Here is a 13,608-nt window from a genome sequence, read left to right as displayed (position 1 = left end):
AACTACTCAAGTAAACAGAGGTTTCAGAATTCAAATGAACTCTGCTATCGGACCTTATAAAGGAGGAATTCGTTTTCATCCTTCTGTAAATTTAAGTATTTTAAAATTCTTAGCATTCGAACAAGTTTTCAAAAACTCATTAACTACATTACCAATGGGTGGTGGAAAAGGTGGTGCAGATTTCGATCCAAAAGGAAAATCAGATGTAGAAATTATGAGATTTTGTCAAGCGTTTATGACAGAATTATCAAAACATATTGGTGCTGATACGGATGTTCCTGCTGGAGATATTGGTGTTGGAGGTCGTGAAGTAGGTTATATGTTTGGTCAATATAAAAGATTAAGAAATGAATTTACTGGTGTATTAACAGGTAAAGGAATTTCTTTTGGAGGTTCACTTATTCGTCCGGAAGCAACAGGTTACGGAGATGTGTATTTCGCAGACAGTATGTTAAAAACAAAAGGTAAAAGTTTTGCTGGACAAACCGTTGTGGTTTCTGGTTCTGGAAACGTAGCACAATATGCGGCTGAAAAAGCAACTCAATTAGGTGGGAAAGTAGTAACTATGTCAGATTCTTCTGGATATATTTATGACGAAGCTGGAATTGACGCTGAAAAATTAGCGTATGTAATGGAAATTAAAAACGTAAATTATGGAAGAATTTCAGATTACGTTAAAAAATATCCATCGGCAAAATTTGTTGAAGGAAAACGTCCTTGGGAAGTAAAATGTGATATTGCATTACCTTGTGCAACTCAAAATGAATTAAACGAGGAAGAAGCAAAAACATTAGTTGCAAACGGATGTTTCTGTGTGGCAGAAGGAGCAAACATGCCAACTACTCCAGAAGCGGTTATTGTGTTTCAAAACGCAAAAATATTATTTGCACCAGGCAAAGCATCTAATGCTGGTGGTGTAGCCACTTCAGGTTTAGAAATGTCTCAAAATTCTTTACGTTTAAGTTGGTCTTCAGAAGAAGTAGACGAAAGATTAAAAGGAATTATGAAAAACATCCACGAAGCATGTGTGAAATATGGTTCAGACGGAAATGGTTATGTAGATTACGTTAAAGGTGCTAATATTGCAGGCTTTGTAAAAGTTGCAGATGCTATGTTAGGTCAAGGTGTAGTTTAATAAGTGTTCAGTTTGCAGTAATTAGTAAACAGAACAGAGTATTTAAAATAAAAAAAGCAGTTTTCATTTTTGAAAACTGCTTTTTTTATACTAATAACTGAACACTAAATACTAAACAATTCCGTTCCATTCATTATAAAACTGTTCTAAAAACGTTTCCATAAAATTATGTCTTTTTTGAGCCAATTTTTTACCTGTTTCCGTATTCATTTTATCTTTTAACAGCAATAATTTTTCGTAAAAATGATTAATTGTAGGCGCAGTTGAATTTTTATATGCTTCTTTTGAAAGCGACAAATTCGGAACGATTTCTGGATTATATATTTCTCTGTTTTTAAAACCACCGTAATTGAATGTTCGAGCAATTCCAATAGCGCCAATCGCATCAAGTCTGTCAGCGTCTTGCACAATTTCCAACTCTTTAGAACTGAAGTCTTTTTCGAAATTACCACCTTTAAATGAAATATTTTCAATTATAGCCACCACGTGAGAAATAGTTGATTCCGAAACATTTTCTTTTGTTAAAAAATCACGAGCTGTTTTTGGACCTATAGATTCGTCGCCATCGTGAAATTTACTATCGGCAATATCGTGTAATAAAGCTGCTAATTGAATTACCTCTATATTGCAAGTTTCTTCTTTTGCAATTAGCAAAGCATTTTTATAAACACGCTCAATATGAAACCAATTATGACCACTTTCCGCATTTTCGAGTTGCTTTTTTACGAAGTTTTGTGTGTTTTCTAGTACTGACATTTTAGTATGGATAAAAAATTCCAAACTCTTTAGGAATTTGGAATTTATATTTTTGGGATTAAAAAATTATCTAATTAAAGCAGGTTCTACCCATTTAAAAATTTGACCTTCTTCTGGAATGATTATTCTTTCAGATATTTTTTTCATTCTTTCTGGTAATTTCATAAGATAATCTCTTGCTTTTTCAGCCTCGGCGGTTAGTCCGTTGATATTAGCAATATCCCATTTTACGTTTAATTTATCTAAGATATCAACATAATCAGCTGCGGTATACACGCCAATTCTTTGTGCTGAATCTGAAAACGCTTCAAAAGCACTACCAATTTTCTCGCCAGATTCACGTAAGAAAAGAGCAGGCATAGTAATTTTTTGTTTCATCATATATTGAAACGCCAGCATCATTTCGCTTGGATCTACTTTAAAAATCTGATTTACGAATTCGCTATAGGCTAAATGATGACGCATTTCATCGCCAGCAATTAAATTACACATTTTGAATAATTTTTTTTCGCCGTATTTTTTAGCAATTAGCGCTACTCTGTTGTGTGAAACAAAAGTGGCTAATTCTTGAAAACTGGTATAAACAAAGTTTTTATATGGATCTCTTCCGGTTCCAATATCAAAACCATCATTAATTAAATGTTGGGTAGTTTGTTCAATTTCACGCATATTTACTCTTCCAGAAAGATATAAATATTTGTTTAAAGCATCCCCATGACGGTTTTCTTCACCTGTCCAATGGCGTACCCATTTGCTCCATCCATTTCTTTCCACGTTATCCACGCCTTCTACATCCATTAACCAAGATTCGTAGGTTGGTAAAGCTTCTTCTGTAATAGTATCTCCAACTAAAGTAACCCAAAAATCATAAGGTAAATCTTTTGAAATTTCTCTTAATTCTTTTACTTCTTCTAAAAAATTTTCTTGATTAGAATCAGGTAATAAATCGGTTGGTTGCCAAATTTTTTCTACTGGAATTAAAAATTCTTCCATAAAAGAATCTATTTTCTTTTCCAATAATTGCATGACCTCAAGTCGAATGTTTTGTATTGACATGGTTTTTAATTTATATGTTTTTTTATAATTTCTTCTGTTTTTTCAAAAATTTCATCAAATGAATAATCAGAAATTTTTAATGGTTTATGTATTTGAAATGTTATTTTTGTTCCTAATCCTAAAGGAAATTGTCCAAACCTATTCATTTTCCAAGAATTATTTATACTAATTGGAACAAAATAGGCGTCTGGAGCAAATTTGTATAACATTTTCAATCCGTTTGCTGCAAATTCTTTTGGAACTCCTGTTTTACTTCTTGTTCCTTCAGGAAAAATAACCATCGAACGATTTGTACTATTAATGTATTCTCCTGCTTTTTTTATTTCTGCTAAAGCTTGTTTTCCGTCTTTTCTATCTATTAATGCAGAACCCCCAATTCTTAGATTTAAAGAAACACTTGGAATGCCTTTGCCAAGCTCTTTTTTACTGATAAATTTTGGATGCACATGTCTTAAAAACCAAATAATTGGAATAATATCGTGCATACTTTGATGGTTACAAACTAAAATTAAAGGTTTGTTTTTTGGTAAATTTTCTCTTCCAGATAAGGAATACGTTGTGCCTAAAATATGAGCTGTTCTTAATAAAAAAAAGTTTAGAACCGCTACAGACATTCTATGTGCATTATACCCAAATAAATGGTAACAAACCAATTGGATAGGATGAAAAATGAGCAACCAAAATAAAAAAACTATTGCATATAGTACCGATAATGGATACGAAATAATTTTTTGCATACCTTTTTTTTGTTATAACGTTTTCAAAGGTACGAGTTAAAAATAAAAAAACCACCAATTAGGTGGTTTTTATAGTATGCTTGCATAGTAATTAGCAAAATTCGTTGTAGGCGTCTTTTAAGTTTTCTGCAATAAGTTCTGCAGGACGACCTTCAATATGATGGCGTTCTAACATATGAACTAATTCGCCGTCTTTAAATAACGCCATACAAGGTGAAGAAGGTGGAAAAGGGAACATATGTTCTCTTGCTTTGTCCACTGCTTCTTTGTCAACTCCTGCAAAAACAGTTACTAAATTGCTTGGTTTTTTTGCGTTTTCTAAACTCATTTTTGCTCCTGGACGAGCATTTCTTGCTGCACAACCACAAACTGAATTTACAACTACTAAAGTTGTTCCTGTTTTGCCGATAGCTTGTTCAACGGTTTCAGCTGAATATAAATCTTGAAAACCTGCATCAGTTAATTCTGCACGCATCGGTTTTACCATTTCTTCTGGATACATATTTTATTTTTTAATTTGCGTTTATAAAGTGCAAATTTACAAAGTTTTTACTTCTACACATATAAACTTTTCATAAAGATTTGTTATCGTGCAATAAATTAAACCAAATCTATAAAATTGTATACTATATTTGTATTAATATATTGAAGTATGAAATATTACATTTTATTTTTTTTAAGTATTTTCACATTTAGTTTTGCACAAGAATTAAAAGATGCAGAAATTGAATTGGTACATATTAAAAGCAAACCAAAAATTGCAACTATCTTAAAAAGAGTAAACAAGCAATTATTAAAAAAAACCGATACTACAAGTTTTGTTTTCACTTTGCGTCAAATAAATTTAAAAAACTCAGATACAATTATTAACAGAAACGAAGAGCAAATTATAAAAATCACAAATTTTAATAATACCTTTTCTAAAAAAAATGTCATTGAAAATAAAGACAATTGGTTTACTAATTTTAAAGATATTTTTAAGAATTATACTGCAGATGAATCACCAATTGGATGGCTTTCGGGTTTTCCGATTCGTAAAAATTTAACCACTGCCGAATTGGACTTTTTTATTCATCCAAATGGATATGAATTTACCAGAGAATGGTTAGATAATGATGAGTTATTGGTAACTTTTGAATCAAAAGGATTTTATAAAGGGAATTTTATTGTGGATAAAAATTACAATTTATTGCAATTAAATTATGAAACTCAAGAACCATATCCGTTCTTTTATTCCAGTGAAGAAAATATTGGTAAAAATCATAAATTTACTTCAAATTGGATCTATCAAAGGGAAAAAGTTGCAATGAATTTTGAAATTGTGAAAAATAAAATGGTCTTGAAATCGTTAAGTATCGAAGAAAAATTACGTGATTTTATCTTTAAACGATTTGATGAAAAAGGCGTTATTTTCACAGATGAAAATCAGTTTTATACTAATATAAAATTGGTAAATAAGAATTTTAGGTAAGAATAATTAAAAAATTCTTTTTAATAACGCTCTAATAAACAAACGTTTCGGACACATCCAAATGACTTGTAAATCTTCCCAAAAAGAAGTTTCTTCATCTAAGAATTTGAAAATTAACGGCGCTTTCCCGGTTTTAAACATACTCGAAAAAATGGCGCTTCCATATTGATTGGTTTGATACAAAATGTCAATTAATAACAAATCGTAAAACCAAAATTTATTGATTTTATGAAATTTTGTAAAATCGCTTTCGGTCTTTAAAAACTGAACCAATTTTTTTGATTTTTTTACCGAGTTTTTAAACGTATACCCCGTACTGGCTTTGCTCCAACCTCCAGCAGAACCTATATTTATTATGTTTTTGCTGTTATTTTTCCAAAACGGAAAACACGTCATTGGAATGTTACCTTGTTCTTTTTCTAAGATTTCATATTCGGTAATACCTAATTTTTTAATGTAGTTTTCAATTTCAGCTTCGTAGGCTTCTTTTGAAAGTAAATCTTTAGAAAACAACGTATATTCTAATAATGCTTCAGTTGATGAAGTCGGTAAAATATACATAAAGCGCGTATTTCCTTTTTGTGCTACTGAAAAATCCATAAAAGTAGGGCAATCTTCAGTAAAAACAGCTTCCTTACTTTTAATAAACCAACCAATAAAATGTTGTTGTACTAAAGGAAACTTAGTTTGTGATTTTACAAATTCCGGATTGTAGATGCTATTGAAAATTTGATTGCAGGTAAACGATTTCGTTTTAGTTTGAACCACACAATGATGGCCAAATTCTGAAAAATCAAGTACCTCATCTTGAAAAATTTCGATGTTTTTATGTTGTAAAATCGTATCAAACATCAATTTATAAAAATCCGAACTTTTTATCATTTTATATGAGTACGGAAACAAATTTAATTGATTGCTGAAGTTTTCGTTTTTAAACCAAGCGCGTTGCCAATTTTTAGTACTAATTTCATCAAATAAATTTTCGGAATCCCAAAAACACCACGTTCTGTCGTTTTTGTTTTTCGCATCGGAATCTATCAAAAGTATTTTTTTATCAGAAAACTGCCCAGATTTCACCATTTCAAAAAGGGTCAATAAAGCCGATAAGCCGTTTCCGGTAAATATGTAATGATAGTGTTTCATTTGTTACATTCTGAAAGAAAAACCAAAAGCTGCGTAATAGCTTGGCGCATTTTTAGTAACTCCGAATCCTGATGACAAATCTAGCATAAAATTATCATTAATCAAATAAGTTATTCCTCCATCTATTGAATGATTTGCGGTTGCATTTTCAGGTAAAAAGCCAAAAACTTCAATATAACTTCCTATTCTTTCCGAAATAGAATAACCTGTTGCAATGGTATAAATAAATGTAGCTTCGGGCGAGTTTCCGTCCCATTCGCTTCCTAGATTATAACTAAAAGACATTTTTTCTGAAAGGGTGTGTTGCATTACAAAACGAAATTCGGCCGCTGTAAATTCATTTTTATATTTTGATGACGCTACATTTGGTAGTCCAACGTGTCCTATAAATGAAGTTTTTGGAAAAATTCCTTTTTCTTCAGCAATTTTAATTTTACAACCAACAAGCACCGGGTTTAATCCTGAAATTTCTGAGTCCAAATTGTTGTCGATTAAAAATTCAGTGATTAATCGCAATTCAAAATTATCGTTGACTCCATATTTCCACAAAGAAGACGGCAAAGTCAAGGTTTTACTATTGGCGTTATTTTTTTGAAAACTGAATCCGTTTTCCACTTGAAACATTTTCTTTGGAACTAAATAGGGCGTTTCTGTTTGGTCAGGTCTATCCGTTTGTATGGGTTCAATTTCTTGTCCAAACGCTACAAAAGGAATCCAAGTTAGTAATAGAATGATTTTTTTCATATATTTTTTTAGACAAATCTAAAAATATTTTTTTAAATCCGTAAATTTATTTTACATTTGTTTTTCAAAAATACAAAATGACCACTTCTGAAGAAAATTATTTGAAAGTTATTTATCATTTATCAAACCTTTCGCCAAAAGGCGTGAATACGAATGCGATTGCTGCAATGTTAGATACAAAAGCTTCCTCTGTAACAGATATGCTTAAAAAATTATCTGAAAAAGATTGGATAAATTATCAAAAATACCAAGGCGTTTCATTAACAGATAAAGGAAAATTTAATGCCAAAATAATTGTAAGAAAACACCGTTTATGGGAAGTTTTTTTAGTAGAAAAGCTCGGTTTCGCTTGGGATGAGGTACACGAAGTTGCGGAAGAATTAGAACACATTCAGTCTGAAAAATTAATCAATCAATTGGATCAGTTTTTAAATTTTCCAAGTTTTGATCCGCACGGCGATCCTATTCCGAATGCAAAAGGAGAAATAATAAAAATAGAAAAGCAATTGGTTTCTGAAATCGAAGTTGGTAAAACCATTACCTGTGTGGGCGTAAAAGATACTTCTGTTGATTTTTTACAATATTTAAACAAACAGAACATTTCGTTGGGTACAAAAATGAAAGTTTTAGAAAAAGAACCTTTCGATGGAACCCTTAAAATTGAAATTAACAATAGCGTTTTAGTTATTTCAGATAAAATTGCGAATAATTTATATGTAAAATAAAAACAACACAGATTTTAGGAATATTTAAAATTTTAATGATTTCTAAAATCAGTGTTTTAAAAAGTAAAATTAAATGTACAACGATTTAATAAAATATTTAGAGGAAATTGACCCTATTTTAGCCGCTTTTTATGCTACGATGTTTACGTGGTTGGTTACTGCTGCCGGGGCATCTTTGGTCTTCTTTTTTAAAACTATGAATCGTGCCGTATTAGACGGAATGTTAGGTTTTACAGGAGGTGTGATGGTAGCCGCAAGTTATTGGAGTTTGCTGGCACCAGCCATAGAAATGAGTGAAGGTGAAGGTTTTACTAAAGTAATTCCTGCTGCAAGTGGTTTTTTAATGGGGGCTTTATTTTTATTTGCATTAGATAAAACCTTACCCCATTTGCATATTAATTTTAAAGAAACAGAAGGTATAAAATCGCCTTGGCAGCGAACTACTTTATTAGTTTTAGCCATTACACTTCACAATATTCCAGAAGGTTTGGCTGTTGGTGTTTTGTTCGGTGGGGTAGCTGCGGGCATTCCAGAAGCATCTATTGCAGGGGCTGTTACGTTAGCTATAGGTATTGGAATTCAAAATTTTCCGGAAGGAATTGCCGTTTCTATGCCCTTACGAAGAATGGGAATGAGTCGTAGAAAAAGTTTTATGTACGGACAATCGTCTGCCATTGTAGAACCTATTGCTGGTGTTTTAGGCGCCGTTGCTGTTACTTTTTTCACTCCCATTTTACCTTATGCTTTGGCATTTGCAGCTGGAGCTATGATTTTCGTAGTCGTAGAAGAAGTGATACCAGAAACCCAACAAGATAAAAATACGGATATTGCCACCTTAGGATTTATTGCAGGATTTATTGTAATGATGAGTTTAGATGTAGCTTTGGGGTAATATTTACTACAATCTTTAATTTCAATATTAGCTATATTTTAATTAAAAATCAACTAAAATAGTTATAGTTTAATACCTAATGAAATATAGAAAGTTCGTCCTTCACCAGGAAGAATACCAGGCCCTGGATAACCGCCAGCTCTTCTAGTTGCATAATTTTTATCTAAAAGATTGTTCACTCCCGCTTTTACATTGTAATGTTTTAGGAATTTATATTCAGACGAAAAATCCATTACTTGATATTGTTCTAATAGGCCCGTTACTCCGTTTGAAGATGGCGCAAAAGTGTTGTTAGCATCCGTAAAAATTTTACCTGACATTCTGTATTGTAATGTGGTAGAAAAGTTAGTATTTCCCCAAGAAAGACCAAAATTATGAATGTATCTAGGAGCATTTTCAACTCTATTCCCTGAAAGATTAGTTTCTGTTATTGTTACATTTGGTGCTGAACCTGTAGCGCTAAAAATACTAAAATCAGTATATCGACTATCAATAAAACTAATAGATGCGAAAAGATCAAGATTGCCGTATGGTTGTTCTATTTGGAAGAAACGAGTTATATTTATATTGAAAAAGCCTTCAATTCCTTTGTTTATGGTTTCTCCTAAATTTGTTCTGAATATGAAAGTTCCTTTAGTGGGATCATCATTAATAAATTGTCTAACACCACCAATTCTATTATTGTAACTTAAATAAAACAAACTAAAATCAAAATTTAAATAGTTTTTATATGTTCCTCTAAAACCTAAATCAGCATTAAAACCGCTTGCATCTTTCAAATTAGGATCAATTACATCTGTAACGGCTGGTGGGGTAATATCTGAAAATAAGACGGGTCTAAATGCTTGAGTAATATTGGCATAAACATTAGTAGTAATAAATTTATATTCTAACCCTAATCCAAATAATGGTTGGTTTCTTGATGTAGATTTAAAAGGCATTATAATGTCATTACCACTACTAATACCAAATCTTCCTTCTCCTGTATTTTTAATATATTCATAACGAACTCCTGGAGTAACACTAAATTTTTCAGATACTTTAAATTGATTTTCAGCAAAAACAGCCACATTTTCTGTAGTAAAATCTAAATCTCTTCCAAATCTCCCGTCAATTGATACATTAAAATCAGCACCAGTTGTTCCTTTGCCATCTTGAACACGACGTGTACTGGCTTTGTATAGTCGCGCTCCAAAAGCAAGATTATTAGCAATTTTACCTAGTTTGTATTTTAAGACATTACGATTTTCAACACCAAAATTTTTATAATAGTCGCGATCCACACGTCTGTTTGCAAAATCATTAGTTCCAGAGTTTATTACATCTTCAATGTTTGGAGTAGCAGTAAATCCTACGCTATTACGCTCACCTATAAGTCCAAAAAATTTGGTATTTGATGAAAAACGATTGTTGACTTTAGTGTCAAAATTAATAGCAAATACATTCCAAGGCGTACCAAACCAGTTTCTTTCTCTTAAAGATTGTTGGGGGTTATTTTTAAATTGATTATCAGTTAATCCTCCGGCTTGCTGCATTTTGTAATCCATATTCGTATATTCTGCAGTAAGCTTGGTTTTTTCTGTAAAATGGTAAGCTATGAAAGCGTGTGTATTTCTAACGGAATACTGACTGTTTTCTCTCCAGCCGTCACCACTTCGGGAATGATTATAGATGTAATAAGAAAATTTATTATGTTTTCCACCAATGGCATTATAGCTACTCATTAAACCGTAACTACCTACTGTATTTTGTGATTCAAACGAAAATGGTTTTTTAGTTTCTCTTTTTAAAACGTAGTTTAACATCCCACCAAATTGAGGGCCAAACTGAAGGGCAGAACCACCACGAACTAATTCTATTGTTTCCACAGCCTCTAATGGGGGATTATAATACGCTTCTGGATACCCAAATACATCGGATGAAATGTCGTATCCATTCTGTCGGGTATTCAATTCCCAACTTCTATTTGGACTTAGACCGCGTACGCCCACGTTAATTTGTATTCCGGACCCTTCATTTTCCCAAATGGTAACTCCTGGAACTCTTGAAAAAATTTCTCTGGCATTGTTAGTGGTAAAATTTCCATTAATATTAGAAAGTCTTAAAACTTCATTTTTCTTACCTGAAAAAAGAATATTTTCTTTTATTTCTGGCATTCTTTCTGGACTTTGTTGTTTTGTTTTAATGACAACAGGTTCTATTTTATAGATGGTATCGGCGCTTTTAATTTTTTGATTTTGACTTATTGAAACACCACTAATTAATGTGGTGATAATTACAAATACTTTTCTCATTTTTATTTAGATTAATTCTAGACAACAAAATTAATTACTTAATTTTATTTAGACAAATTATAAATAAAAACTTTTTAAGGATTTTAAATTTTTAAATATTTGTAAATATTTAGGGTAAATTTTAGCATAAAATCAAATTTAATTGTTAATATTTATCAAATTAAATTTAATTAAGAACATTTTTTTAAATATTAAAAATGTAAAAATTCATTTTTTTTTGAATTAGAACTATTAATGACAACTGCAGTCATCTCCGCAACCTTTTTTATTTGCTTTTTTCTTCCAAAAGAATTTTTTTAATAAAAAACCAACGGCTAAAGTCAAACAGATGTATGTTAAAATTTCTTGCAAATTCATAAATTCCAATTTTTTAAATTTTTAAGTTAACAACACGGATTATTAAAATTAAATAAATTTCTACAATCTGTGTTTATAAAAAAGTTCTAATATTAACTTGTTCATAACAAATTAAAAGCAAACTTTGTGTTTATGTGTTTAAAAACCTATTTTAGTGTTTGATATGCTATTAGTGCAACCAAATAAGCAAATCCGCTCATAAAAACCAGTTGAATAATCGGCCATTTCCACGAGTTGGTTTCTTTTTTCACAATAGCAAGTGTACTTACGCATTGCATCGCAAAAGCATAAAATAACAGTAATGAAATTCCAGTGGCAAAATTAAATATCTTATTTCCTTTAGCATCAATGTCTTCCGCCATTTTCATTTTTATAGTAGCTTCTTCTTCGCTTTGATTTCCTACACTATATATGGTGGCAAGTGTTCCAACAAATACTTCTCTGGCTGCAAAAGAACTTACAACAGCAATTCCAATTTTCCAATCGTATCCTAATGGTTTTATAGCTGGCTCAATGGTTTTTCCCATAATTCCAATGTAGGAATTTTCTAATTTATAAGCAGAAACATTATTTTCAATTACGGATGGATTTATTTTTTGTTCATTAGAATATACCTGTTTTTCAACGATTTCTTGCGCGTTATTAAAATTTTCTCCAGGTCCGTGTGAGCCTAAAAACCATAAAATTACTGATAAAGCTAAAATTATTTTTCCAGCTCCCGTTACAAATGCTTTTGTTTTTTCAAGAACATTTAGGGCTACATTTTTTAAAAGAGGAACTTTATAACTCGGCATTTCTACAATGAAATACGATTTGCATTTTAATTTTAGTGCCTTATTTAGTAAATATGCCGAGCCAATTGCTACCACAAAAGCCAATAAATACAATGCCATTAAAGTTAAACCTTGTAAACTGAAACCTAAAAATCGTTTTTCTGGAATAATTAATGAAATTAATATGGCGTAAACTGGTAAGCGTGCAGAACAAGTAATAAAAGGTGTGATTAAAATTGTAATTAAACGTTCTTTCCAATTTTCAATATTTCGAGCACTCATTATGGCAGGAATAGCACAAGCCGTTCCAGAAATTAAAGGCACAATACTTTTTCCGGACAAGCCGAATTTTCGCATAATTTTATCCATTAAAAATACGACACGACTCATATAACCGCTTTCTTCTAAAACAGAAATAAACAGGAACAAAAAGGCAATTTGTGGAATAAAAATAATAATCCCTCCAATTCCAGGAATGATTCCGTCAGAAAGTAAATCTGTAAATTTTCCTTTCGGAAGATTCTCTTTAGTTAATGCACTAAATTTTGAAAAAGTAGTATCTATAAAATCCATTGGAATGCTACTCCAATCGAAAATAGATTGAAAAATAAGTAATAATATTCCAAAGAAAATAACATAGCCAAAGACTTTGTGAGTTAAAATATTGTCTAATTTACTTTGAAAATCGGTCGCTTTTGATTTGTCGATTTTTTGGGTAATCTTCAACGTATCATTAATAAATTGATACCTTTTTATGGTTTCTTTTTGTTGTAGTTTTTTTAAATCAGAGTGCGATCGGGTAAAGTTGTTTTCTATTGCGTTTCGTTCTAAATTTAGGAAGTTTACATCTTGCGTAATTACCAGCCATAATTTATAAAGTAACTGATTTGGAAATGCTTTTTTAAGACGATTAAAATATTCTATATCAATAGAACTCGAATTTAAACAAGCTTCTGTAGAAAGATTTTTGTAATTTAAAATTAATTCTTTTATATACTCAATTCCAATATTTTTTCTGGAACTTATTAAGGCAATTTTGGTTTTTAATTCTGTTTCAAGCAACGGAATATCTAATTCAATTCCCCTTTGTTTCATTCGGTCACTCATATTTATTATAAGCAACGTGGGGATTTCAAGGTCTTTTATTTGTGTAAAAAGTAATAAATTTCGTTTTAAATTTTCCACTTCTGTAACTACAACAGCCACATCCGGAAAATCTTCATCGTTTTTATTTAACAACAATTCAATTACTACGTTTTCATCAATAGAATTTGCGTTTAAACTATACGTTCCTGGTAAATCTATAATTTTAGCTTTCGTAATTTGATTTAATTTACAAAAGCCTGTTTTTTTATCCACAGTGATACCTGGGTAATTTCCTACTTGCTGATTTAACCCTGTTAACTGATTAAAAACCGAAGTTTTACCCACATTTGGATTACCAATTAACGCAACTTTTATGGTTTTAGAATTCATTTATTGTACAGATTCGGATAAAATATAAATTTCTTTTGCCGTTTTTTTT

At 31.0% G+C, this 13,608-nt stretch carries 13 protein-coding genes; 4 read left to right on the top strand and 9 right to left on the bottom strand.

What is annotated here, in order from left to right; genetic code table 11:
- Positions 1 to 1,135: NADP-specific glutamate dehydrogenase (gdhA, locus tag ACIQ11_RS04295; protein WP_396153130.1), on the top strand; the 1,135-nt coding region annotated here is incomplete at its 5' end.
- A 111-nt stretch (positions 1,136 to 1,246) separates the two neighbouring features.
- Here the strand turns inward: gdhA and ACIQ11_RS04290 are convergent.
- The 4 genes from ACIQ11_RS04290 to ACIQ11_RS04275 form a co-directional block, all read right to left on the bottom strand.
- A complete protein-coding gene (locus tag ACIQ11_RS04290; protein WP_396153128.1) occupies positions 1,247 to 1,891 on the bottom strand; it encodes an HD domain-containing protein in 645 nt (214 codons plus the stop codon).
- 66 nt (positions 1,892 to 1,957) lie between these two features.
- Positions 1,958 to 2,947, bottom strand: coding sequence for an acyl-ACP desaturase (locus ACIQ11_RS04285; RefSeq protein WP_396153126.1), 990 nt, complete (start codon positions 2,945 to 2,947; stop codon positions 1,958 to 1,960).
- A 5-nt stretch (positions 2,948 to 2,952) separates the two neighbouring features.
- A complete protein-coding gene (locus ACIQ11_RS04280; protein ID WP_396153124.1) occupies positions 2,953 to 3,684 on the bottom strand; it encodes a lysophospholipid acyltransferase family protein in 732 nt (243 codons plus the stop codon).
- 91 nt (positions 3,685 to 3,775) lie between these two features.
- Positions 3,776 to 4,186, bottom strand: a complete 411-nt coding sequence (locus ACIQ11_RS04275) for a BrxA/BrxB family bacilliredoxin (RefSeq protein ID WP_396153122.1) — start codon at positions 4,184 to 4,186, stop codon at positions 3,776 to 3,778.
- Positions 4,187 to 4,336: 150 nt separating this feature from the next.
- Here ACIQ11_RS04275 and ACIQ11_RS04270 point away from each other — a divergent pair, with 150 nt between their 5' ends.
- Complete coding sequence (locus tag ACIQ11_RS04270) at positions 4,337 to 5,155, top strand: hypothetical protein (RefSeq protein WP_396153120.1); 819 nt, start codon at positions 4,337 to 4,339, stop codon at positions 5,153 to 5,155.
- Positions 5,156 to 5,161: 6 nt separating this feature from the next.
- Here the strand turns inward: ACIQ11_RS04270 and ACIQ11_RS04265 are convergent, their stop codons facing one another.
- Both ACIQ11_RS04265 and ACIQ11_RS04260 read right to left on the bottom strand, forming a co-directional pair.
- The gene (locus tag ACIQ11_RS04265; RefSeq protein WP_396153118.1) at positions 5,162 to 6,298 is read right to left on the bottom strand and encodes a lycopene cyclase family protein; all 1,137 of its coding nucleotides are present in this window, start codon (positions 6,296 to 6,298) and stop codon (positions 5,162 to 5,164) included.
- Positions 6,299 to 6,301: 3 nt separating this feature from the next.
- Positions 6,302 to 7,042: a transporter gene (locus ACIQ11_RS04260; protein ID WP_396153116.1), complete on the bottom strand. Its 741-nt coding sequence runs from the start codon at positions 7,040 to 7,042 to the stop codon at positions 6,302 to 6,304.
- A 77-nt stretch (positions 7,043 to 7,119) separates the two neighbouring features.
- Here ACIQ11_RS04260 and ACIQ11_RS04255 point away from each other — a divergent pair, with 77 nt between their 5' ends.
- Together ACIQ11_RS04255 and ACIQ11_RS04250 are read left to right on the top strand one after the other, a co-directional pair.
- On the top strand, positions 7,120 to 7,767 hold the full coding sequence (locus ACIQ11_RS04255; protein ID WP_353079339.1) for a metal-dependent transcriptional regulator: 648 nt from the start codon (positions 7,120 to 7,122) through the stop codon (positions 7,765 to 7,767).
- A 73-nt stretch (positions 7,768 to 7,840) separates the two neighbouring features.
- Positions 7,841 to 8,659 (top strand): ZIP family metal transporter, encoded by an 819-nt coding sequence (locus tag ACIQ11_RS04250; protein WP_396153114.1) that lies wholly within the window; start codon positions 7,841 to 7,843, stop codon positions 8,657 to 8,659.
- A gap of 62 nt (positions 8,660 to 8,721) precedes the next feature.
- On the opposite strand, the gene ACIQ11_RS04245 is transcribed toward ACIQ11_RS04250, so the two are convergent.
- The 3 genes from ACIQ11_RS04245 to feoB form a co-directional block, all read right to left on the bottom strand.
- On the bottom strand, positions 8,722 to 10,953 hold the full coding sequence (locus ACIQ11_RS04245) for a TonB-dependent receptor family protein (protein WP_396153112.1): 2,232 nt from the start codon (positions 10,951 to 10,953) through the stop codon (positions 8,722 to 8,724).
- 231 nt (positions 10,954 to 11,184) lie between these two features.
- Complete coding sequence (locus ACIQ11_RS04240; protein WP_396148027.1) at positions 11,185 to 11,310, bottom strand: FeoB-associated Cys-rich membrane protein; 126 nt, start codon at positions 11,308 to 11,310, stop codon at positions 11,185 to 11,187.
- Positions 11,311 to 11,456: 146 nt separating this feature from the next.
- A complete protein-coding gene (gene feoB, locus ACIQ11_RS04235; protein ID WP_396153110.1) occupies positions 11,457 to 13,559 on the bottom strand; it encodes a ferrous iron transport protein B in 2,103 nt (700 codons plus the stop codon).
- Positions 13,560 to 13,608 lie beyond the last annotated feature (49 nt).

The organism is Flavobacterium sp., assembly GCF_044361065.1.
Classification (GTDB): domain Bacteria; phylum Bacteroidota; class Bacteroidia; order Flavobacteriales; family Flavobacteriaceae; genus Flavobacterium.
The sequence above is the reverse complement of the archived record's forward strand: the minus strand, read 5'-3'. Positions and strand labels throughout refer to the sequence as shown.

What these genes read in the sequence shown, in the direction of transcription:
- ACIQ11_RS04265 (WP_396153118.1), bottom strand. Translation starts at nt 6,298, where the DNA reads ATGAAACACTATCATTACATATTTACCGGAAACGGCTTATCGGCTTTA.
- ACIQ11_RS04280 (WP_396153124.1), bottom strand. Translation starts at nt 3,684, where the DNA reads ATGCAAAAAATTATTTCGTATCCATTATCGGTACTATATGCAATAGTT.
- feoB (WP_396153110.1), bottom strand. Translation starts at nt 13,559, where the DNA reads ATGAATTCTAAAACCATAAAAGTTGCGTTAATTGGTAATCCAAATGTG.
- ACIQ11_RS04240 (WP_396148027.1), bottom strand. Translation starts at nt 11,310, where the DNA reads ATGAATTTGCAAGAAATTTTAACATACATCTGTTTGACTTTAGCCGTT.
- ACIQ11_RS04260 (WP_396153116.1), bottom strand. Translation starts at nt 7,042, where the DNA reads ATGAAAAAAATCATTCTATTACTAACTTGGATTCCTTTTGTAGCGTTT.
- ACIQ11_RS04285 (WP_396153126.1), bottom strand. Translation starts at nt 2,947, where the DNA reads ATGTCAATACAAAACATTCGACTTGAGGTCATGCAATTATTGGAAAAG.
- ACIQ11_RS04275 (WP_396153122.1), bottom strand. Translation starts at nt 4,186, where the DNA reads ATGTATCCAGAAGAAATGGTAAAACCGATGCGTGCAGAATTAACTGAT.
- ACIQ11_RS04270 (WP_396153120.1), top strand. Translation starts at nt 4,337, where the DNA reads ATGAAATATTACATTTTATTTTTTTTAAGTATTTTCACATTTAGTTTT.
- ACIQ11_RS04255 (WP_353079339.1), top strand. Translation starts at nt 7,120, where the DNA reads ATGACCACTTCTGAAGAAAATTATTTGAAAGTTATTTATCATTTATCA.
- ACIQ11_RS04290 (WP_396153128.1), bottom strand. Translation starts at nt 1,891, where the DNA reads ATGTCAGTACTAGAAAACACACAAAACTTCGTAAAAAAGCAACTCGAA.
- ACIQ11_RS04245 (WP_396153112.1), bottom strand. Translation starts at nt 10,953, where the DNA reads ATGAGAAAAGTATTTGTAATTATCACCACATTAATTAGTGGTGTTTCA.
- ACIQ11_RS04250 (WP_396153114.1), top strand. Translation starts at nt 7,841, where the DNA reads ATGTACAACGATTTAATAAAATATTTAGAGGAAATTGACCCTATTTTA.